Origin of the sequence: Methylobacterium sp. Leaf361, assembly GCF_001424445.1 — a bacterium.
In the GTDB taxonomy this organism is placed as follows: Bacteria; Pseudomonadota; Alphaproteobacteria; order Rhizobiales; family Beijerinckiaceae; genus Methylobacterium.
This window is the reverse complement of record NZ_LMPY01000023.1, coordinates 583,882-603,080: the sequence shown is the minus strand read 5'-3', so window position 1 is coordinate 603,080 and position 19,199 is coordinate 583,882. Positions and strand designations below refer to the sequence as shown.

The window sequence follows — 19,199 nt, the reverse complement described above, 5'->3', positions numbered from 1 at the left end:
AGCAGATCCCCGTCTATCTCGATGTCTGTCGGTACGAAACGTACCGGCAAGTTCCAGTCCGCAACGCAATCGAAGTTAGGAATTTCACATGACCGACGCCATCGCCCGCGCTCTCGCCGCCGCCGAGACCGCCGCCGCCGAGACCCCCACCCAGACTGCCAGTGTTCCTGCCGCCGCGCCCGCCGCGAGCGTCCCGGCCGCTGCTCCGGCCGCCCCGCGCTCCCTGATGCAGTTCATGGAGAGCGCCTCCATGAACGTGGAGGTCTACCTCTCGGTCTCCGACCTCGGCATCCGGTTCGGCAAGGACAAGCAGCTCCACGACGCCGTGGAGGTCGAGATGGCCTTCAAGGACGCCAAGGCCGGCTTCGTCCTGCGCGTGAACACCCCCTCGGGCGTGCAGTACCTCACCTCGTGGGACGGTGTGACCGAGGCCCGGTCGCGCCAGAACTGGTCCGCCGTGATCGCGGACGCGAAGAAGATGGACGGCAACTCCTACCCGTCCGATCTGATCGAGCTGCCGGTCCGGCTGCTCTCCGACTACTCCCGCAAGGAGGGTGGCCCGCTCGCCGCCGGCACCGTCGTCGGCCTCTCGCTCTCGTACATGAACGCCAAGGCGTTCGGCGCCTTCTTGAAGGAGCAGTTCCCGAAGGTCGGCACCGACACCCCGTTCAAGGTCCGGCTGATCGCCGTGCCGAAGAAGGGCTCGGGCCAGGACTACGGCGTGTTCGGCTACGAGGTGATCGACGAGGCCGGCGCCAAGGGCGGCAAGAAGGCTGCCTAAGCCCGACCGGCGGCTGACGCCGCCCTGACTGACAGCCCGTGTCTCGCCCGAGGCACGGGCTTTTTTGTCCGTCCGTTTCGTACCGAGGTGCCGCCGTGAACGAGAACCAGAAGCCATCCACCATCATCGTCGACCGCGAGACCTTCTCGCGCCTCTGCAGCGAGGCCTCCATCAACCGCCGGCCGCTCGCCCGGCACCTGTTCAGCGTGGCGAAGTACCTGGGCGTCGGAGCCCTGGTCCACGCCTGGCTGATCGGCCCGCGCTTCGAGGTCGAGAGCCTCTGGAGCTGGGCCTACCTGCTCGCCTGGCCCGTGCCGCTGACCGGCTGGGTGCTCACGAAGCTGGGCATCTTCTTCCTCTACGCCTTCGTCATCAGCGCGATCTGCGCGCTCCTGTGGTGGGCCGCCGTTGAGATCGCCGAGCGTCGGGGCGCCGCGCGCCGCCGCCGCGACCCGCGCTTCCGGCAGCCGCCGCGCAGCTGGGACGCCCGCCAATGATCCACATCTACGACGGCATGGCGGTCCTGCGCCGCCGCTTCGACACCGACCACCTCGGCCGCGGGCCGCGGACGGTGTTCACCGAGATGCTATCCCTCCCGGCCGCGGACGTGGCCGTGTGGGTCTTCGAGGGCGCCGGCTCGATCAAGGCCCGGCGCGAGATCTTCCCGGGCTACAAGGACCGGCCCTCGTCCCTGATGGACGGCGTGCGGTCGCTGATCGACCTGACCCGGGATGCCCTGCGCCACACCCGGGCGATCCAGGTGGCGGTCCCGGGCCGCGAGGCGGACGACGTCATCGCCCACCTCTGCCACACCTACGGCACCACCCAGGACGTCCGGGTCCACACCATCGACCGCGATCTCCTGGCGCTGCAGCAGGACCGCGTCCTGGTCGACGTGAAGCCGCTCAAGGTGGTGCTCGATCCGGCCGACCACTCCAAGGACGTGACGGTCCCGCCGGCCCGCATCCGCCTCTACAAGGCGCTGTGCGGCGACCCCTCGGACAAGATCCCGGGGATGAAGGGCTTCGGCCCCAAGGCCTTCGTGGCCTGCGACTACGCCGCCCTGCAGCTCGCCATGGACGCGCTCGTCGCCGGCCAGCCCGACGACACCCTGTTCGTCGCCGCGGGCGTGAAGGAGGCCATGGCCGCTCGGATGTGTCTGCCCGAGCAGGCCGAGCTGCTGCGCGCCTTCTGGCAGATCGTCGGCTTCCTGCCGATGCCGGACGACTGGCACCGCTACCTCGCCTCCGGGACCGAGGACGCCGCTGCGGGCGACGCGATCCTGCGCCGCTTCATGCACTGAGGAGGTCCCGATGAACGCCCACTCCCCCGTGGCCGTCGAGCCGCAAACCGTCCTGGTCGATGCCCGCAACCCGGAGGTGATCGCCGAGATCGCCGAGCTGATCCAGCGCTCCGAGTTCATCGGCTTCGATCTGGAGACCGAGGACAGCAACCGCCACGACGGCATCAACCGTTACTGCAAATATAACGACGAGGGCTTCAAGTCTAAGACCAGTCGAACCGTCTTCGACTGGCGCCGAACCATCATCTGTGGTGCCTCGTTCTACTCGGAAGAGCAGCCCGACCGGGCCTACTACATCAACTTCGGCCACGCCGACGTCGAGAACCGGCTGCCGATTGACGTCCTGGGCGACCTCCTGGGCTGCCTGCCCGAGGGCAGCTACTTCATCGCCCACAACTCGGCGTTCGAGCAGACGGTCTGCAAGGCCGTGCTCGACTTCGATTTCCGGCCCGGCTCGATCATCTGCACCATGACGCAGGCGGTCTCGGCCTACGGCCCGGACACCTACAGCATGGACGCCTGGCGGGCCGCCGGCCAGGGCGCCATCGGCACCCTCGTCGACCAGCTCATCCGCGCCTCGACCACCGGCTGGAACAAGGAGACCGGCGAGATGTCGCCGGCCCTCTCCGAGCTGGTGTTCAAGATCATCGGCAAGTCCTCGAAGGCCGCGTTCTCCTGGAACGGCTTCGTCAGCTCCATCGCCTACGGCTACGGCCTGAAGCAGGCGGTGAAGAGCCACTTCGGCGTCCAGATGCGGACGTTCGAGGAGACCCTGGACGGCGAGGCCCACATGGGCCTGGTGACCGGTGAGCAGGTCGCGGCCTACGGTGCCGACGACGCCTACTGGGCGGTGCGCCTGTTCCGGCACCTCCTCACCTACATGATCCGCAACGGCGGGACCCAGCTGGTCAACACGTTCTTCACCCAGGAGAACGTGATGCCGGCGGTGTTCGCCAGCATCGCCATCGGCGGCATGCGGGTGAACGCGCCGGCGATCCGGCAGCGCACCGAGACCGAGCGCGCGGTCGCGGCGCAGATCCTCCGGGAGATGAAGGCCGCCGCGCAGCACTTCACCTGGCCCGAGGGGCCGAACGAGAAGCTGCTGCGGTACGAGAAGTGGTACGGCCCCAATAAGGACGGGGTCATGGGCTGGCCCAAGTACCGCGAGCGCGTGCAGGCCTGGCTCGACGCGCCGGACAGCGACGACGACTACCAGCAGCTGCTGCAGGTCCGCGGGCCGGTGACGAACGGCTGGGCGGCCGAGAACGGCGTCAACGAGAAGACGCTCACGGGCGTGAACCTCGCCCACTACATGCCGGTCCGCACGGTCCTCTACGACCTGCTAGGCTGCCACGTCGTGATCTCGAAGGGCAAGGTGGCCTCGGACGGCGAGGCCCGCGGGCGCATCGTCGACCGGCTGAAGGACGGCAAGCACCTCTCGAAGGCCGAGCTGATCGACGCCTTCAACGGCATCCAGTCCGAGCTGGCGATCCGCATGCAGGCCGGCGGTGAGGACGCGCTGGCGGCCAAGGTGGTGTTCGACGAGAACGACGCTCGGTGGGCCCGCATCGAGGCGGCCGAGAAGCCGGCGCGCGAGGACCTGGAGCCGTTCGCAGTCTACCACAACCGCCACGCGCTCCAGGTGATCGACTGCCTGAACCGGCTGTCGGGCGTCGAGCAGCGCATGAAGCTGTTCCTCACCCCCTACGGCATGCTCACCGACCCCGAGACCGGGCGCATGTACCCGTCCGTCACGTCGCTGCTCGCGACACGCCGGATGGCGGGCTCGAACCCGAACCCGATGCAGCTCGGCAAGCGCGGCGAGGCCGCCTACGTCCGCGGCTTCTACCTCGGTGACCACGACGACCACCTCATCGTGTCGCTCGACTGGTCGGGCGTGGAGCTGGTGGAGATCGGCGAGTTCTCCGGCGACCCGGAGTTCTTCAAGGCCTTCGGCCAGATCCCGCACCAGGATCTGCACGCCGGCACCGCGACCGCGCTCCTGACGCTCGACTGCCCCGGCATGAACCTCGGACTGTTCAAGACGCTCAAGGGCATGTCGAGCTGGCCGGAGTGGCTGGAGGCGCACAAGGGCGAAGCCGACCGGCTGCCGCGCCTGATGACCAACCTGAAGGGCGAGCTGCTCGTGGCCGAGAAGGCCTACGGCTACTGGCGGACCGTCTTCGGGAAGGAGGCCAACTTCAACTACTTCTACTCCGGCTGGCTCGCCACCATCGGCGAGCGCGCGGGGTGGTCGCAGCAGAAGACGGCCGACGCGACCGAGGCCTACCGGGCCCAGTTCCCGGTGGCCGAGGCCTGGCGCGTCCAGCAGATCTCGGACGTGAACATGGCCGGGTTCGTCACGCTGCCGGACGGGCATCGCTACTGGCGCTACGAGGCGACCAACCTCTGGGCCCAGGACTGGTGCGACAAGTTCCTGCTGCAGACGCTCGGCAGCGAGAACTTCAACGCCGTGATGCGCTGGATCATGCGGAAGATCCAGAAGCGGGCCGGCAACCAGACGGTGAACGCCCTCATTCAGGGGACGTGCGCCACGCTGGCGAAGCGCTCCATCGTCCGCACGATCCAGCACTTCCGCTCGCTCGGCTGGACCGACCGCGAGTTCCGGTTCCTCGTCCCCATCCACGATGAGCTGGTCTGGTCGGTCCACCAGGACCTGGTGGTGCCGTTCGTCCGCGACGCGCACCGGATCATGGTCGACCACGGCGACATCTTCAAACGGTGCAAGCTCGACAGCTCGCCGGCCATCGGCGTCACCTTCGAGCCCTGGAACGGCAAGAAGGCCTTCGGCGGCCAGATCGAGCTGTTCGAGCCGGACGCCGCGGTCGTCGGCGAGGAGCGCGCCGGCAAGCGCCTGAACGACCAGGGGATCCTGGACGTGGTCGCATACCTCAAGGAGGCCCGCATCCGTATGCGGGAGGCCGCATGACCTGGCCGCATACGCAACGCCTGTTCGACGACGCCGTCATCCTCGCCCGCGAGGCCACGATGAAGGCGATGCCGGACCGGCTCTACCCATCGTCCGGTGATCGGGCGGCCCTCGCCGCCGCCCAGATCACCGCGACCGCCACCATCTTCGCGGCCCTCGTCGAGGCTGACCTCGCCGCGCAGATCCGATCCATCAGGGAGCAGCACGATGCACGGACCCAAGATCTACAAGCGTGACGCCAGCGGCGGCATCCGCGTCTGGCAGTACCAGGTCGACCAGGTGAGCGGCTGCTGGCGCTCGCAGAGTGGCCTGCTCGATGGCCAGCTGGTGACGTCCGGCTGGACGACCTGCGTGCCGAAGAGCCGCGACACGGCCGCCGCGCAGGCGCTGTTCGAGGCCGAGGCCGAGATGGGCAAGAAGCTCGATAAGGACTACGCGCTGACCATCGAGGGCGTGGACGAGCCCCGCGACTGCGGCGGCAAGGTCATGCTGGCGCACAAGTTCGAGGGCTTCCCCGTGTTCTCGGGCGCGGTGTTCTCGCAGCCGAAGCTCGACGGCATGCGCTGCAAGGTGAACCGCCACGGCATGTGGAGCCGGACCGGCAAGCCGATCCTGTCGTGCCCGCACATCTTCGCCAGCCTGGCGCCGGCCTTCATCAACACGCCGGACCTGGAGATCGACGGCGAACTCTACAATCACGAGCTGCGGGACAACTTCAACAAGCTGATGTCGGTCCTGCGGAAGTCGAAGCCCACGGACGCAGACATCGCCGAGGCGGCTTCTGTTGCCCAGTTCCATGTGTACGATCTGTACCGTCCCGGGAAGAACTTCGGTGACCGCTATCGCGCGCTGGAACTGTTCGTCGACAACCTCGGCGCGCCGGAGATCGTGCTGGTGCCGACCGTCGAGGTGAGCGGCATCGAGCAGCTCGACACCGCCTACGGCTCCTACCTGGCCGCCGGCTACGAGGGCCAGATCATCCGCCTCGATGCCGAGTACGAGCGCAAGCGCTCGAAGAACCTGCTGAAGCGGAAGGAGTTCGAGACTGCCGAGTTCCCGCTGATCGCCATCGAGGAGGGCAACGGCAACTGGGCCGGGCTCGCCAAGAAGGTCCGCTTCCGCCTGCCGGACGGTCGCGAGTGCGGCGGCGGCATCCGCGGGACGGCCGAGCAGGCCAAGGAGCTGCTGGCCCGGCCGAAGCCGAAGGTGGTGACGATCCGGTACTTCACGCCGACCCTGGACGGCATGCCGCGCTTCCCCGTGGCCATCGACTTCGACCGGCCGGATCAGGTGGCGGACGCGGCCTGATTTGCCCCCGGCGCACGGTACGTTTCGGACCGTGCGCCACCATATCTTGTGACCCTATCCAACCCCCAGAGCATCATGTTGACTAATCAGCTCCCATCGGTGCGCGCTCAGTTCGTGCATCGCCGTACCTACCTGCGTCCGCTGGACGAGGACGGTGTCCTGTTCGAGACCGTGGACCAGGCCATGGACCGCGTTGTCGGGCACCAGCGCTGGCTGTGGGAGACCCAGCTGCAGCGCGCCCTCAACGAGGCCGAGCTGGACGAGCTGTCCGAGCTGCGCGCCCTGATGGAGGCCAAGCGCGTCTCGGCGTCGGGCCGCGTGAAGTGGATGGGCGGCACCGCCCTCGTACGCGAGCGCGCCGCGGGCGCCTTCAACTGCTCGTTCTCGGTCGCCTACACCCCGGCCGACCTGGTCGACATCTTCTGGCTCCTGCTGAACGGCTGCGGCGTCGGCTTCAAGCCGGTGACCGGCCTGCTCTCGGGCTTCCCCAGCTCGATCAAGACCGTGACGGTGGTGCCGAGCACGCGCACCGACCGCGGCGGCCAGGAGCACAGCTCCGAGCACATCGACATGGCGGCCGGCACCTGGCGCATCGTCTTCGGCGACAGCGCCAAGGGCTGGGCCAAGGCCATCGGCATGCTGTTCGGCGAGAAGCCGCGCGTCTCCGAGCTGGTGCTCGACTTCAGCGAGCTGCGCCCCGGCGGGAAGCGCCTGCGCGGCTACGGCTGGATCTCTTCAGGCTGGGAGCCGCTGGCCAAGGCCATGGCCGCCATCGCGGCGATCATGCAGGCCGCCGCGCACCGGACGCTGACCAAGGGCGAGCTGATCGACGTGATCAACTGGCTCGGCACCGTGCTGTCGTCGCGCCGCTCGGCGCAGATCTGCCTCATCGAGACCGAGGCGACCACCTGGGAGGAGCTGCTGGCCGAGCTGGGCTGGTACGTCGACTTCAAGACGGATCGCTGGGAGCGCGGCCAGGGCCAGCGCGAGCAGTCGAACAACTCCATCGGTTTCATGAAGAAGCCCACGGCCGAGGTGATCGAGCAGCTGCTGCGCCGGATCCTGCCGACCGGCGAGCCCGGCTTCGTGAACGTCGAGCACGCCCGTCGGCGCGCCCCGGAGATGGAGGGGCTCAACCCCTGCGCCGAGATCCTCCTGTCCAACAAGGGCTTCTGCAACCTGATGCAGACCGTCTGGCACCGCTTCAACGGTGACCTGAAGGGCCTGATGCGGGCGCAGTACCTCGCCGGCCGGGCGAACTACCGCCAGACCTGCGTCTCGATGCGCGACGGCGTCCTGCAGCTGCAGTGGAACGACATGCAGAAGCTGCTGCGCCTGTGCGGCGTGTCGCCGACCGGCGCCGTCGCCTGGGAGGGCATCGAGAGCCCCGAGATGCTGGAGGCCGTCCGCGACGCGGCGATCTCCGGCGCCGACAGCATGGCCGACGACTTCGGCACGCCGCGCGCGCGGCGCGTCACCCAGGTGCAGCCAGCCGGCACGTCGTCCAAAGCCCTCGGGCTGGAGGGCGACGAGGTCCACGAAGGCGCGCACCTGTCCCTGTCCCGGTGGATCTTCAACTGGGTCAACTTCCCCGGCAACGACCCGATGCTGGAGAACTTCCGGGCCGCCGGCTACGACCTGAAGCAGAACCCGAACGACCCCACCGGCATGCTGGTGTGCTGGCCGGTCGAGTACCCGGCATCGGCGAAGTTCACCGAGGTGGTGACCGAGGACGGTCAGCACCTGGAGGTGAACCAGGAGCCGGCCGTGAGCCAGCTGGAGCGCTACCGGCTGCTCATGAACCACTACGTGCAGCACAACTGCTCGATCACCGTCAGCTTCGACGAGGCCGAGATCCCGGCCATGGTCGACTGGTTCATGGAGCACTGGGACGAGTACGTCGGGGTGAGCTTCCTGAAGCGCAACAACCCGCTGGCGACCGCCGAGGAGCTGGGCTTCAAGTACCTCCCGCAGGAGTGTGTCTCCCGCGAACGGTACGAAGCGTACGTCGCCAGGCTCTCGCCCATCGACATCGACGCGGACAAGTCCGCCGAGCTGTTGGAGGTCGAGGACTGCTCGACCGGCGCCTGCCCGGTCCGGTGACCGCATGACGATCCCGGAGATCATGCGCCGCCTTCGCGAGAAGGCGGCCGAGAGCGGCGACGCAGAACTGGAGCAGCTCGCAGACGAGCTGCGCCGCCGGCCCCCGGTCCGCCGGGCGCCCGTCACCTCGAAGAAGGTGACCCCGGAGCTGCGTATCGAGATCCATCGGTACGCGACGGACAATCCCAAAGAGAGCTACGCCGCCATCGGGCGCCGCTTCGGCGTCAACGGTGGGCGGGTCTCCGAGATCATGGCAGGGTTCCGCGAATGACGTGTAAGATCGAAGCCAAGGTGCTGCGCCGCTCGGTCGGCGAGGACGCACCGCCGCTCACCACCTTCCAGCTCCGCTACCCGCTGCAGATCCACGCGGAGCTGATGACCCACCGGGTGTTCTCCCGGAACGCCCGGTCCAGCCGGGCCGTGCCGACCGCGCGTATGCTGGAGGAGGTGCGGACCAATCCGTTCGTGCCCCGCTACTGGGGCGCCAACCAGAAGGGCATGCAGGCCGGCGCCGAGCATGACGCCCAGGTCCTCTCCAACGGCCGGTGGCAGTGCCGCGAGCGGGCGTGGCTCGATGCGCGGGACGCCGCCGCCCAGGTGGCCGAGGCCTTCGCAGAGGCCGGCTACCACAAGCAGACCGCCAACCGGCTCCTCGCCCCGTTCCTGCACATCGACGTGGTGCTCACCACCGTCGACCTGTCGAACTGGAACGCGCTCCGGGACGACAAGGCGGCCGAGCCCCACATCCGGGACCTGGCGGTGGCGATGAAGGAGGCCGTCGAGGACTTCGGCCCGGCGCAGATACTGGACCCGGGCCAGTGGCACCTCCCCTACGTCACCAAGCCCGGGGAGCGGCCCACCTTCCACGGCCCGCAGCACCGCCGGGTGAAGCAGTCGGTGACCCGCTGCGCGCAGGTCAGCTACACGCCGTTCCACGAGGCGAAGCTGACGCCCGAGGAGGAGGAGGCGCGCCACGATGCGCTCGTCGCCGCCCGGCCGATGCACGCCTCGCCGGCCGAGCACCAGGCGACGCCGGACCGGATCATCGGCCGTGACGCTGACGGTGAGCCGGTGTGGGAGCACCCGAAGCTCCACGGCAACCTGACCGGCTGGATCCAGTACCGGAAGACCCTCGCGGGTGAGCGCGCTCTGGCCAAGTAGTGTCGAAATCTTCAAGCCGACACTGGGACATCAACCGAGTATGCGGTTTGCAACCACATACTCGGTAATAACATAGATGGTGCTAGCGATCTGCGCAAAGCACAGCGCTGTGCGCCCCAATATCACTGCTCGATCAGCGCCACATACTCGGCCGAGAGCTTTAATTGATAACCAGTCTCCAAAAGGAAGCATCTGAGGTTTAATGCCCCACCATATTATCGGTGCGACGAAAGCGAGCAGAGCGGCGATGTAAGCAACGGTAGCGAGATTTAGCCGTAACAGTGATCCACCGAAATGCCACCAAACTGCAAATACACCAGCGTTGAATGCAATAACTGAAGCAAGCAGAAATATATTGACCGAAAATTTGGTCAGTTCATTTGCTTTTTCCGGCTCAGATTTTGAGCGAATTAAGATCGCGTCGGTGAATGCCTTGTTTGTAGATATTATCAAGGTCGCGACGGATATGAGTGAAGCCCAAATCATGCTTTATAGATCCTTATTACCATCGCGCTTAGTCAGATTGCCTATCGGCAGTAAATCAACTCCATAGTTGGGAACGTTGGACTATCAACGTTAGAATTATGCTGAAGGCCACTTAAGGATACCGACCGCATCTCACAGGTGATGTGAAAGGTCTGACCGGGCACCAATCTGCGCTTGCGTGCGTGCTAGTAGTTCGGTACGAAACGTACCGTCATGAAGAACACCGGCAAACCAACCGAGGCCCGCTTCGAGGCGTCCATCGCGGCGCTGGGCAAGGCGGGCTACTTCTACCGGATCAAGGACGCCGCCGCGGTGCGGGGCCTGACCGGCCGGGTCGGCGCCGGCATGGACGCTACCCCATCGGACTACATCTGCGCGGTGAAGGGTCAGACCTTCTTCTGCGAAGTCAAGTCGACCCAGCACCCAACCCTGTTCGAGTTCAAGCTCCTCAAGAAGGGGCAGAATGCTCACGGCGCCCGCATCGTTGCGGCCGGCGGCGGATACTTGGTGCTGGTCCACCGCCTGGAGACCGACGACTGGTATCTACTCGCCATGTCTCGGATCCGGGCTCACCAGAATGACACCGGCCGCAAGTCGCTGAGCTGGGACGAGATGAGGTGCTTCCAATGTACGACGGAGCAGACCCCCGCGGGAAGCCGCCCACTGTGGTGAAGGAAGAGCTGGTCCAGATCGGGCCGAACGAGGTGGCCATCGAGCGTGAGCACCGCACGGCCTTCCAGCCGCAGCCCGGCGCGCCGATGTTCGACTACATGATCGACGTGGAGACCACCGGGACCAACCCGGAGGAGAACGCGCTGATCCAGATCGCTGCCGTGCGCTTCAACCGGCACACGAAGGAGATCGACCCGAAGTTCTTCGACCGGGCCCTGCAGGTCCCGCCCGGCCGCTATTGGGCCGAGGACACCCGCGACTGGTGGATGAACCAGCCGGACGTGCTGCGCGGCATCCTCTCGCGCGCCGAGCCGCCGCAGATCGTCATCAAGGCGTTCTGGGACTGGGTCGCCGAAGGTTCGAGCCTGTGTCCCAGAGCATTTTGGGGCAAGCCAACCACGTTCGACTTCAACTTCATCGGCTCGTACTTCCGACAGTACGGCCTGATGCAGCCGTTTCACTATCGCGAGGCCATCGACCTGAACAGTTATCTGCTGGGCCGGGGACACGAGAACCGTCGCGAGTTCTGGAAAACCATCGAGCCGGTCGGGGACGCGCACAACGCGCTGCACGACTGCCTCTACCAGATCCGGGCCATCTTCAATGCGTGACGATGAGATCTACCGCCTCGGCGACCCGCACCTGGGTCGCCGTTTCCTCAAGGGCGTGCCGCTCGACCGCCGGGGCGAGCGCGAGAACCTGGTCCGCCTCGACCTGAACCGGCACCTGTCGGTCGACGGGCTCAAGGCGCACATCACCATGGGCGACCTGTTCGACAAGCCGCAGGTCTCCTACGAGGACCTGGCCTTCGCCGCCACCGCCTACACCACGGCGGCGCAGCTGAACCCGGGCACCACCTACTACATCCTCCAGGGCAATCACGACGACAGCCGGGACCTCGGCGAGGTCACCGCCTGGGACATCTTCTGCCGGCTGATGCTGGTGCTGCCGAACGTGAAGCCGGTCACCGACGTCCTCGTCGGTCCGCACTTCACTCTGTTCCCCTGGGATCCGGTCGAGCCGGCCGAGGCCATGGTGGAGAAGGCGGCCTGGCTCATGCGCGAGCAGGGCTGCACCGTCGCCTACGGCCACTGGGACGTCGATCCCCGGACGTCCGGCCACAACCTGATCCCGACGAAGGCGCTCGCTGCCGCCGGGATCACCCGGGCCTACACCGGCCACGTCCACCTCCCCACCACCTTCACCCGGGACGGCGTCCTGGTGGACGTCGTGGGCTCGATGCAGCCCTACGCGCAGGGCGAGGACGGCGGCCAGGGCCATATCCGATATGCCACCCTGACGCTGGCCGAGCTGGAGGCTGCCGGCGACCTGTCGAACACCGTCGTCCGGCTGCAGCTCGCGCCCGGTGAGCAGTTCGACGGCGAGCCGCCGGCCTGCCTGTCCTGGAACATCGAGCGGGTGAAGGGCGAGGACGACGAGGCCCCCGCCGACATCTCGATGGAGGGCTTCGACACCAGCGCAGCCGCGCGCGAGGCGCTCGATGCCCACGACATCATCCCAGAGGTCCGCGCTCAGATCGACGAGCGCCTTTCCGAGGTGTTCGGTCGTGACGGGTAACTTCTACCAGGTCGGACTGGGCCTCCTGATGAAGGACGTCCAGTTCACTCAAGACGAGCTGGCCATGCTGGCCTTCCTCTGCAAGCACGCCGCTCGTGGAGACGCAGAGTTCGAGGCTGCGCTCGACGTGATCCACAATGATCTGGCCGCGACCAAGGCGTTGAACCGTCTGAAGGACACGTTCCGCTCGCTTGGCAAGGCCCCTATTCTGCAGGCGCACTATGATCGAGCAAATCGCGTTTACGGTTAGGTTCCCGCCGACCGACCACTTCCCCCTCGGCCGGCACTTCGACCGCACCATCGACTTCAAGGCCGGCATGACCGGCATCGTCGGCCCGAACGAGGTCGGCAAGTCGCTGTGCCTAGAGATGATCGAGTTCCTGCTCTTCGGGAACAAGGCGCTCCGTGGCGCGGCGGCCGACTACAAGCACCTGAAGGCCTCCGGCACCGTCCTGATCCGGGGCGAGCGCTACTACATCGAGCGCACGGCGAAGAACGCCTCGCTCGGCACCGAGACCGGGCCGCTCGCGGTCGGCACCAAGCCGGTCAACGCCCTGCTGCTGAAGATCCTGGGCTACGGCCTGGACGTGTTCCGGGTAGCGAACGTCGCGAACCAGGGCGACGCCGAGCGCCTGTCGAAGATGCTGCCGACCGAGCGCAAGGCCATGGTCGACAAGCTGATCGGCGCCGACCAGATCGAGGCCATCGCCAGCTGGTGCGGCGAGCAGGCGCTGGGCCTGTCGCGCGAGATCGCCGGCCTGGAGGCGGGCCTGGGCGCGGAGCCGGTGAAGCCGGTGCAGCCGGAGGGCTACTGGCCGGCCGGCGAGCTGCACGAGCTGGTGCGCCAGCTCCGGGACGCCGCCGACGCGGTGGTCCGGGCCGAGGCGTTCCTGGCCAACGAGCCGGTGGTGCCGGTGGTGGGCCCGGCGCCCACCGACATCCCGCTGGCGACCCTGGAGAAGGCCGACCAGATCCTCGGTCTGCGCACCTACGACTTTAACCTGGCCGACGCCGAGCTGGCCGCAGTGGCGATGGAGCGGTGGGAACGCCGGCAGCGGTTCGTCGAGCGCTACTTCCCCCGGCCGGCGCTCACCCGCGAGCAAGCGGCGGCCGAGCAGCAGGCGCAGGGTCTGATCCGCGATCTGAAGCGCCTCAAGCAGACGCCGGAGATCCTGTGCCCCTGCGGGAAGCCGTTCACCACGGCCGATGCGGAGATCGCCCGGGTGGCGGCCGAGCTGGGCGGCCTCGACCGCCCGGATCCGGGCTTCGACCTCGACACCGAGCTGGCTGCCCTGAAGCGCTGGACCTCGGAGGTTCTGGCCCAATGGGAGGAGCTGGAGGGCGTCCAGCCGGCGGCCGAGCTAGTCCACGACCCGCGCGAGGCCAAGGGCGCCGTCCACGTCGATGACGTGCAGAAGGCGCTCCGCGAGTTGGGCGTGGACGGCAAGAGCCGGATGGAGATCCAGGCCCTGGCCGGCGAGCTGCGGGCCTACCAGGCGGTGTGCGCCGCCCGGGACGGCTGTGCGGCCCGCCATGCGGCCTGGGAGGCCGAGGCGGCCTCGGTGCGGGACACGCTGGCCGCCGCGCGCGCCGTCGCCTCCGCGGACCGGCTGGCGCAGGCTGAGACCCTGCTGGCAGCCGTGCAGGTCTACGACGCCCAGCTGGCGACCTACCAGCGCTCCTTCGCCGACTGGGCGCAGGGCCGCGACCGGCTCACCGATCTCCGGCGCGAGCTGGAGAGCTGGCGCAACGGCAAGCAGGCCATGAACGACCTGCGTGCCGACACCAAGACGTACCTCGTGCCCGCGCTCTCGCGCGTCGCCTCGCATCTGCTCAACCAGATGACCGGCGGTGCGCGCGGCCGGATCGCGGTCGACGAGGACTTCGAGATCCAGGTGGACGGGCAGCCGCTCAACACCCTGTCGGGCTCCGGCAAGGTGTGCGCGAACCTGGCTGTCCGCCTGGGCCTTGGCCGCATCCTGACCAACGGCGTCTTCCCCGTCTTCATGGGGGACGAGATGGACGCGTCCATGGACAACGACCGGGCCGGCCACCTCCACGACGCCCTGTGCGCCCTGGAGGGCAAGCTCAGCCAGATCCTGGTCATCACCCACAAGCGCCCCGCCTGCTCGCGGGTCATCACGCTGGAGAACTGAGGTGGTAAACCGTCAACTTCGGGCGATGGGCCTGCGCATCCGCGCAGCCGACGCCCCACCAGTGGACGACGGCGTCCGCCGGCCGACAGGCCGGCCGGCGCCGGCCCGGCCCGGCTGGGAAGACTTCCTGGTCGCGGTGAAGCCGGTCGGCGATCCCTGGCCACCAGCGGTGCGCGCTCGGATCCAGCAGGCCCGTGCCCGCTACGAGGCCGGCACCCACGAGATGGTGACCTGCACCACGAAGGACGGCTGGACCCAGCTCTACAGCCGTCCGCGTCGGGTGCCTGCCGGCCCCCGGCCGTATTTCACGGAGGCGCGGTCGTGATCCAGGTCGCCACACCCGCCCCCGCGTGCCCGTTCCCGGGCCCCCAGGTCTACTTCGGCTCCGGTCGGCGCATCGACGCCTACCACTTCGAGGCCGACGACCTGCCGCCGCCACTGATCGGCCGCGCCCTGTCCCGCCTGAACCGCTACGGTGGTGCCGGCGAGCGCGCCGTCAACGTCGCCCAGCACTCGCTCCTCCTGTCCCACCTTGTCGGTGACTGCCTGCACCGGAAGCGCGCCGCGCTCATGCACGACGTGCCGGAGATGTGGACCGGGGAGATCCCGCGGCCGATCAAGCGGATGTGCCCCGGCATCGAGGCGGCCGACGCCTGCATGATCGCCCGGATCAGCGTCGTGTACGGCATCCCCATGTGGGCGTTCGAGGCGATCAAGGACGCCGACACAGCCATCTCGTTCGACGAGCGCCTGTTCATGTTCGAGCACATGGACCCCGCCGACCGGGAGATCGCCGAGGAGAACAAGCTCGGCATCCACATCGTGCCCGTGACCCCGGAGATCGCCGCGGTGTCGTGGACGCGGCGCTTCTACCAGCTCTTCAAAGAGGACCTCATCTGATGGCCGACGAACCAGAGTTCATGATCCGCAAGCTGCCAGGACCGGACGACGCGCCGAGCTGCGGCCCGGATCCCGCGCTGGAGCGCATCCAGGAGCTGACCGCGCCGGCTGGACCCATCACCCAGGAGCACGCCGAGAAGATCATGGAGGGCATTGCTGTGCCCGCAGTTGACGGTACGGACCGTACCGTCGATGGCATGGACCGCTTCAACTCCGGCAAGCACCGCATGACGCTCATCCCGGCGAGCCTCGGCCGGTACACGGCGGCGGTGCTCGAATACGGGGCGATCAAGTACAACGCCAACAACTGGCGCAAGGGCGGCAGCTGGACGTCGGCCATCGACAGTCTCCAGCGCCACGTCGATGCGTTCCGGGAGGGCGAAGACTGTGACCCGGAGAGCGCTCTACCTCACCTGGCTCACATCGCCTTCAATGTGATGATCCTGATCGAGTTCTTCGACAAGAGCCGGGGCCAGGACGACCGCTTCCGCTACCCCGACCAGCCGCCGGGGCAGCAGCTCCCCGTCCGCGATCTCACCTTCAACCAGCCGCCGGAGAAGAAGTCGTGACGTCGATCAAGCTGAAGCGGCTCACCGAGACCGCGATCATCCCGACCTACGGGTCCGACCAGGCGGCCGGCATGGATCTCCATGCCGACATCCCGGCGCCGGTCCGCATCGAGGCCGGTGGCCGGGCGCTGATCCCCACCGGGATCGCCATCGCGCTGCCGGTGGGGCTCGCCCTGCTGGTCTGCCCGCGGTCCGGGCTGTCGGCCAAGAGCGGCGTGACGGTCCACAACGGGCCGGGCGTCATCGACGCCGACTACCGGGGTGGCATCGGCGTGATCCTGCACGCGACCGAGCGCGCCTTCGTGGTCAACCCGGGCGACCGGGTCGCGCAGGGCGTGATCGTGCCGGTGGCGCGGGCCGTGTTCGAGGAGGTCGACAGCCTCGACGAGACGGCGCGAGGCACCGGCGGCTTCGGCTCGACCGGCGTGGGGAGGGCCGCGTGATGAAGCTCTCTCAGCGCTACCGGGTCGACCAGCTGATGAAGGAGCGCGAGCGGCTGCGCACCAGCATCGCCGCCGCGCTCGGGGACGAGGACATCAAGGTGCAGATCCAGGGGAGCGAGGCGCAGGGCGCGGTCCGGCAGGCATGCCTGCGCGCCATCAGCCAGCTCTACAACGACCAGCTCGTGGTAAACACCAAGGCGCTGGAAGACCTCGGGGTCGACGCGGACGACGGGCCGGTTCATCCGGCCAAGCCGGACCGCGGTGTGATGGTGGAGGACCGGCGGCGATGAAGCTCGAAAACCTGTACGCGGTGAACCAGCTCACCAAGGAGCGCAGCGACGTCGTGTCGAAGCTGAGCGCCGTACGGAACCCGGACACCCGCTACTTCAACGTCCACTTCCACGGCATGGCCCAGGAGCAGGCCATCGCGGAGGCGGCGGCAGCCGGGCTGGTCCCCTACTTCGAGGATCGACTGTCCGAACTGGACCGTCAGCTCACAGCCCTTGGTGTGATCATCGAGGAGTGAGACAGGGGCCGGCGGGTGACCGCCGGCCTCTCGCGTTTCAGCTGTCGAGGTGGTCCGGCTCCAGCTGCGAGTTGACGGCCTTGGTGAGCCACTCTGCCGTCGCTTGCTGCACCGTGCTGCCTACGAGGCGGTTGTTGGCGTCGAAGACGAAGCCACCCTCGTGGCGCCATGGCAGCGGATGCTGGTCAGCGCCGGCAGGCGGCTTCGGCATCGGCTTGGCGCCTCGGAACGGGATGATCTTGGCACTCTCACTCATGCCGGCGTTCTAGCCGTCACGGTCCGTTTCGTCCAATCGCGCCTGCCGGTCGGCGACCCAGGCGACTACCGAGCAGGCGACGATCACCACGACCCAGACGGTGGGTTCTGTGAGGGTCCCGAACATCAGACCTTGTTCGAGATCATGCCGATCTGCATCGCCGCAGTCGACACGGTCTGCTCCCACACCTGGTAGTCCGTGTAGATGAACATCCGCAGCTTATCGCCGGCCGTGCATTTCGCGATCCGCGCGTAGCTGGCGGTGTAGCGCGAGGCGTTCGGCCGGAAGGTCCAGAGGAAGTGGGGGCCGTCGCCCTGCGCGGTGTGGACGCCGAACCCGAACTCGTACTGCTTGCCGCTTCCGTCCGGCGGGCGGAAGGAGGCGTTGATCAGGTAGAGCCCCGTCTCCGGGACCACGTACCAGTTGCTGGGCCCGTCGAAGAGGTTCTCCGCATCCGCCGTCTTCTGGTTCATCGGGACGCGCGGCCAGGCCGTGTTGCCGTCCGTCACGTAGGGCTTCACGCCCTGGCCCGACACGTCGCAGAAGTGCGTCTGCGGAAGGATCGCAGGGATCGCCCAGCCGAAGGAGTTGGCCGCATCGCTGGCCCGGATCAGCATCATGCCGCCCGCCCCTCCCGGGGGGAGGAGGCGGGGTGCGATCTTGTTATTGTACTGAGCCTGCATCCGCTGGGAGAACAGGATCAGTCGCTCGGCCAGCGAGGACATCTTACGCCGCGAGCCCCGTCTCGAAGATGGTCACCAGGTCGGTGTCCGGGTTGCCGATCTCCGACTTGGTGTAGGCGTCGGTGATGCCGTAGCCGGAGATGCTGGTGGGCCGGTTCGCGATGGCCGCCCACTCCGGGGTGATGTCGGCCAGCTGGATGTAGCTGCCCGCGGCGGTCTTCGAGCCCGAGCCCGAGTAGACCCACCGGAAGCCGTCCGTTGTGGTGACCACAGTGCCCTGGCCGATGGTGCTCTGCTGCGCGGCCGTCAGCGCGGTCAGATCGCCCGAGGACGCCACCTGGATCTGGGAGGCGATCACCGGCAGGCGGGCCGGGTCGATGGTGCCGGAGGTGATCAGCGAGGCGTCGTGCGCGCTCGGCGGGAAGCTGGCGGGCTTGTTCGAGACGTTGCCCCACGCGACCGCGTCCGCCGAGGCGGCCGACGCCGCCCGGTCGACGGTGCCGTCGCCGTTCGTGTCGTAGGTCGACTTCAGCATGTCGCCGCTGCCGGCGCCGGCCGCCTTGTCGAACAGCTCGTTGATCGCCGCCACCAGGTTGCCCTTGGCGGTCGTCTTCAGGGCGGCGTTCGTGCTCGCGTTGCCGTTGACCAGCGTGCGCAGCGACTTGAACTCGGTGGCGATGCGGGTGGTGAGGTCGGTGAGGCGGGTCGCCAGGCTGGCCATGATAGTCCTCTCAGATGAGCTTGTTGTCGAAGAGCAGGGTGAGGTCGCCGGGATCGGTCTCGGTGCCCTCACCGGGCGGGCCGGCCTGGCCCGGCGGTCCGGGCGGCCCTTCCCGGCCGGGCACGCCGACCTTGGCGACGACGTACTCGACGACCTCGGCGGCCGGCGGTGTCTGACCGGCCGTGGAGCGCGTCACGCGCCTCGTCGTCACCCGCCGCTGGATGCTGGTGGAGACGATCTCAACCACGCTGGGAGACCCCCCGCTTCAGCTCCAGGTTGATGATGTGCGTGACCAGGTCCCGGCCGCCCGTCAGCGTCACCAGCACGTCGCCCGAGTAGTTGCCGGGCGACATGACCTCGAACACCTCGCTCTCTGCCGCCGTCACCAGCTGCTTCTGGGCGGCGTCCACCGTCACCGGCAGCTCGATCCGCCCGCCGCTGGTGCTCAGCAGCGTGCAGATCGCCGTCGCCCCGACCAGGTCATCCATGTCGAGCGGCAGAACGAGGCTCCAGTCCTCGTTCGTGCGATGCACGACGTTCAGGATGAGATAGTCGACAGCGCCGGTCATGATCTTCTCGAAGTTCGATCAGGATATGGTGCCC

26 protein-coding genes are annotated in these 19,199 nt (G+C 67.7%); 20 read left to right on the top strand and 6 right to left on the bottom strand.

The genetic code is table 11. From position 1 onward, the window contains the following. Nucleotides 1–88 precede the first annotated feature (88 nt). From ASG32_RS18745 to ASG32_RS18705, 9 genes are all read left to right on the top strand, one after another. Nucleotides 89–781: a hypothetical protein gene (locus ASG32_RS18745; protein WP_056529160.1), complete on the top strand. Its 693-nt coding sequence runs from the start codon at nt 89–91 to the stop codon at nt 779–781. A 95-nt stretch (nt 782–876) separates the two neighbouring features. Beyond that, nucleotides 877–1,278, top strand: a complete 402-nt coding sequence (locus tag ASG32_RS18740) for a hypothetical protein (RefSeq protein WP_056529158.1) — start codon at nt 877–879, stop codon at nt 1,276–1,278. Beyond that, entirely contained in the window at nt 1,275–2,084 is an 810-nt protein-coding gene (locus tag ASG32_RS18735; protein WP_056529155.1) for a hypothetical protein, read from the top strand. The genes ASG32_RS18740 and ASG32_RS18735 overlap by 4 nt, the downstream gene beginning before the upstream one ends. 10 nt (nt 2,085–2,094) lie before the next feature. Continuing rightward, nucleotides 2,095–5,034: a DNA polymerase gene (locus ASG32_RS18730; protein ID WP_056529153.1), complete on the top strand. Its 2,940-nt coding sequence runs from the start codon at nt 2,095–2,097 to the stop codon at nt 5,032–5,034. Beyond that, the gene (locus ASG32_RS18725; protein WP_056529150.1) at nt 5,031–5,270 is read left to right on the top strand and encodes a hypothetical protein; all 240 of its coding nucleotides are present in this window, start codon (nt 5,031–5,033) and stop codon (nt 5,268–5,270) included. Before ASG32_RS18730 ends, ASG32_RS18725 begins: the two co-directional genes overlap by 4 nt. Continuing rightward, complete coding sequence (locus tag ASG32_RS18720; protein ID WP_056529147.1) at nt 5,242–6,342, top strand: hypothetical protein; 1,101 nt, start codon at nt 5,242–5,244, stop codon at nt 6,340–6,342. The genes ASG32_RS18725 and ASG32_RS18720 overlap by 29 nt, the downstream gene beginning before the upstream one ends. Nucleotides 6,343–6,456: 114 nt before the next feature. Continuing rightward, nucleotides 6,457–8,445: a ribonucleoside-triphosphate reductase, adenosylcobalamin-dependent gene (nrdJ, locus tag ASG32_RS18715; protein ID WP_157862010.1), complete on the top strand. Its 1,989-nt coding sequence runs from the start codon at nt 6,457–6,459 to the stop codon at nt 8,443–8,445. Nucleotides 8,446–8,449: 4 nt separating this feature from the next. Beyond that, nucleotides 8,450–8,716 carry a hypothetical protein gene (locus ASG32_RS18710; RefSeq protein WP_056529140.1) on the top strand — a complete coding sequence of 89 codons (267 nt, stop codon included), beginning with the start codon at nt 8,450–8,452 and terminating at the stop codon, nt 8,714–8,716. After that, nucleotides 8,713–9,606 (top strand): FAD-dependent thymidylate synthase, encoded by an 894-nt coding sequence (locus ASG32_RS18705; RefSeq protein ID WP_056529137.1) that lies wholly within the window; start codon nt 8,713–8,715, stop codon nt 9,604–9,606. Before ASG32_RS18710 ends, ASG32_RS18705 begins: the two co-directional genes overlap by 4 nt. Nucleotides 9,607–9,636: 30 nt before the next feature. Here ASG32_RS18705 and ASG32_RS33985 read toward each other — a convergent pair whose 3' ends face one another. Further along, nucleotides 9,637–10,092 carry a hypothetical protein gene (locus ASG32_RS33985; protein ID WP_157862009.1) on the bottom strand — a complete coding sequence of 152 codons (456 nt, stop codon included), beginning with the start codon at nt 10,090–10,092 and terminating at the stop codon, nt 9,637–9,639. A 213-nt stretch (nt 10,093–10,305) separates the two neighbouring features. On the opposite strand from ASG32_RS33985, the gene ASG32_RS18700 reads away from it, so the two are divergent. The 11 genes from ASG32_RS18700 to ASG32_RS18650 are packed head-to-tail and all read left to right on the top strand — an operon-like array spanning nt 10,306 to nt 16,936. Beyond that, complete coding sequence (locus ASG32_RS18700; protein ID WP_056529134.1) at nt 10,306–10,764, top strand: Holliday junction resolvase RecU; 459 nt, start codon at nt 10,306–10,308, stop codon at nt 10,762–10,764. Continuing rightward, nucleotides 10,761–11,375: a 3'-5' exonuclease gene (locus ASG32_RS18695; protein ID WP_206780037.1), complete on the top strand. Its 615-nt coding sequence runs from the start codon at nt 10,761–10,763 to the stop codon at nt 11,373–11,375. The genes ASG32_RS18700 and ASG32_RS18695 overlap by 4 nt, the downstream gene beginning before the upstream one ends. Continuing rightward, complete coding sequence (locus ASG32_RS18690) at nt 11,368–12,342, top strand: hypothetical protein (RefSeq protein WP_056529128.1); 975 nt, start codon at nt 11,368–11,370, stop codon at nt 12,340–12,342. Before ASG32_RS18695 ends, ASG32_RS18690 begins: the two co-directional genes overlap by 8 nt. Further along, nucleotides 12,332–12,592, top strand: a complete 261-nt coding sequence (locus ASG32_RS18685; protein ID WP_056529125.1) for a hypothetical protein — start codon at nt 12,332–12,334, stop codon at nt 12,590–12,592. Before ASG32_RS18690 ends, ASG32_RS18685 begins: the two co-directional genes overlap by 11 nt. Beyond that, a complete protein-coding gene (locus ASG32_RS18680) occupies nt 12,564–14,498 on the top strand; it encodes an AAA family ATPase (protein ID WP_082557941.1) in 1,935 nt (644 codons plus the stop codon). Before ASG32_RS18685 ends, ASG32_RS18680 begins: the two co-directional genes overlap by 29 nt. A gap of 1 nt (nt 14,499) precedes the next feature. Then, complete coding sequence (locus tag ASG32_RS18675; RefSeq protein ID WP_157862008.1) at nt 14,500–14,823, top strand: hypothetical protein; 324 nt, start codon at nt 14,500–14,502, stop codon at nt 14,821–14,823. Continuing rightward, entirely contained in the window at nt 14,820–15,398 is a 579-nt protein-coding gene (locus ASG32_RS18670; protein ID WP_056529116.1) for a hypothetical protein, read from the top strand. The genes ASG32_RS18675 and ASG32_RS18670 overlap by 4 nt, the downstream gene beginning before the upstream one ends. Further along, the gene (locus ASG32_RS18665) at nt 15,398–15,967 is read left to right on the top strand and encodes a dATP/dGTP diphosphohydrolase domain-containing protein (RefSeq protein ID WP_056529113.1); all 570 of its coding nucleotides are present in this window, start codon (nt 15,398–15,400) and stop codon (nt 15,965–15,967) included. Before ASG32_RS18670 ends, ASG32_RS18665 begins: the two co-directional genes overlap by 1 nt. Continuing rightward, nucleotides 15,964–16,410: a dUTP diphosphatase gene (gene dut / locus ASG32_RS18660; RefSeq protein WP_056529110.1), complete on the top strand. Its 447-nt coding sequence runs from the start codon at nt 15,964–15,966 to the stop codon at nt 16,408–16,410. The genes ASG32_RS18665 and dut overlap by 4 nt, the downstream gene beginning before the upstream one ends. Further along, nucleotides 16,410–16,700, top strand: a complete 291-nt coding sequence (locus tag ASG32_RS18655) for a hypothetical protein (RefSeq protein ID WP_056529107.1) — start codon at nt 16,410–16,412, stop codon at nt 16,698–16,700. Before dut ends, ASG32_RS18655 begins: the two co-directional genes overlap by 1 nt. Next, on the top strand, nt 16,697–16,936 hold the full coding sequence (locus ASG32_RS18650) for a hypothetical protein (protein WP_056529104.1): 240 nt from the start codon (nt 16,697–16,699) through the stop codon (nt 16,934–16,936). The genes ASG32_RS18655 and ASG32_RS18650 overlap by 4 nt, the downstream gene beginning before the upstream one ends. Before the next feature lie 37 nt (nt 16,937–16,973). On the opposite strand, the gene ASG32_RS18645 is transcribed toward ASG32_RS18650, so the two are convergent. The 5 genes from ASG32_RS18645 to ASG32_RS18625 all read right to left on the bottom strand — a co-directional run bounded on the left by ASG32_RS18645 (nt 16,974) and on the right by ASG32_RS18625 (nt 19,165). Then, nucleotides 16,974–17,192, bottom strand: a complete 219-nt coding sequence (locus tag ASG32_RS18645; protein ID WP_056529101.1) for a hypothetical protein — start codon at nt 17,190–17,192, stop codon at nt 16,974–16,976. 125 nt (nt 17,193–17,317) lie between these two features. Beyond that, nucleotides 17,318–17,812, bottom strand: a complete 495-nt coding sequence (locus ASG32_RS18640; protein ID WP_157862007.1) for a hypothetical protein — start codon at nt 17,810–17,812, stop codon at nt 17,318–17,320. 106 nt (nt 17,813–17,918) lie between these two features. Beyond that, entirely contained in the window at nt 17,919–18,596 is a 678-nt protein-coding gene (locus ASG32_RS18635) for a hypothetical protein (RefSeq protein WP_056529095.1), read from the bottom strand. Between the two features lie 10 nt (nt 18,597–18,606). Continuing rightward, nucleotides 18,607–18,843: a hypothetical protein gene (locus ASG32_RS18630; protein ID WP_056529092.1), complete on the bottom strand. Its 237-nt coding sequence runs from the start codon at nt 18,841–18,843 to the stop codon at nt 18,607–18,609. Beyond that, a complete protein-coding gene (locus ASG32_RS18625; protein ID WP_056529089.1) occupies nt 18,836–19,165 on the bottom strand; it encodes a hypothetical protein in 330 nt (109 codons plus the stop codon). Before ASG32_RS18625 ends, ASG32_RS18630 begins: the two co-directional genes overlap by 8 nt. Nucleotides 19,166–19,199: the final 34 nt, after the last annotated feature.

Bases quoted from the DNA above. Each gene is read 5' to 3' on its own strand.
- ASG32_RS18710 (WP_056529140.1), top strand. From the start codon at position 8,450: ATGACGATCCCGGAGATCATGCGCCGCCTTCGCGAGAAGGCGGCCGAG.
- ASG32_RS18640 (WP_157862007.1), bottom strand. From the start codon at position 17,812: ATGATGCTGATCCGGGCCAGCGATGCGGCCAACTCCTTCGGCTGGGCG.
- ASG32_RS18645 (WP_056529101.1), bottom strand. From the start codon at position 17,192: ATGAGTGAGAGTGCCAAGATCATCCCGTTCCGAGGCGCCAAGCCGATG.
- ASG32_RS18745 (WP_056529160.1), top strand. From the start codon at position 89: ATGACCGACGCCATCGCCCGCGCTCTCGCCGCCGCCGAGACCGCCGCC.
- ASG32_RS18730 (WP_056529153.1), top strand. From the start codon at position 2,095: ATGAACGCCCACTCCCCCGTGGCCGTCGAGCCGCAAACCGTCCTGGTC.
- ASG32_RS18720 (WP_056529147.1), top strand. From the start codon at position 5,242: ATGCACGGACCCAAGATCTACAAGCGTGACGCCAGCGGCGGCATCCGC.
- ASG32_RS18690 (WP_056529128.1), top strand. From the start codon at position 11,368: ATGCGTGACGATGAGATCTACCGCCTCGGCGACCCGCACCTGGGTCGC.
- ASG32_RS18625 (WP_056529089.1), bottom strand. From the start codon at position 19,165: ATGACCGGCGCTGTCGACTATCTCATCCTGAACGTCGTGCATCGCACG.
- ASG32_RS18700 (WP_056529134.1), top strand. From the start codon at position 10,306: ATGAAGAACACCGGCAAACCAACCGAGGCCCGCTTCGAGGCGTCCATC.
- ASG32_RS18650 (WP_056529104.1), top strand. From the start codon at position 16,697: ATGAAGCTCGAAAACCTGTACGCGGTGAACCAGCTCACCAAGGAGCGC.
- ASG32_RS18725 (WP_056529150.1), top strand. From the start codon at position 5,031: ATGACCTGGCCGCATACGCAACGCCTGTTCGACGACGCCGTCATCCTC.
- ASG32_RS18665 (WP_056529113.1), top strand. From the start codon at position 15,398: ATGGCCGACGAACCAGAGTTCATGATCCGCAAGCTGCCAGGACCGGAC.
- ASG32_RS18680 (WP_082557941.1), top strand. From the start codon at position 12,564: ATGATCGAGCAAATCGCGTTTACGGTTAGGTTCCCGCCGACCGACCAC.
- ASG32_RS18735 (WP_056529155.1), top strand. From the start codon at position 1,275: ATGATCCACATCTACGACGGCATGGCGGTCCTGCGCCGCCGCTTCGAC.
- ASG32_RS33985 (WP_157862009.1), bottom strand. From the start codon at position 10,092: ATGATTTGGGCTTCACTCATATCCGTCGCGACCTTGATAATATCTACA.
- ASG32_RS18635 (WP_056529095.1), bottom strand. From the start codon at position 18,596: ATGGCCAGCCTGGCGACCCGCCTCACCGACCTCACCACCCGCATCGCC.
- ASG32_RS18655 (WP_056529107.1), top strand. From the start codon at position 16,410: ATGAAGCTCTCTCAGCGCTACCGGGTCGACCAGCTGATGAAGGAGCGC.
- ASG32_RS18705 (WP_056529137.1), top strand. From the start codon at position 8,713: ATGACGTGTAAGATCGAAGCCAAGGTGCTGCGCCGCTCGGTCGGCGAG.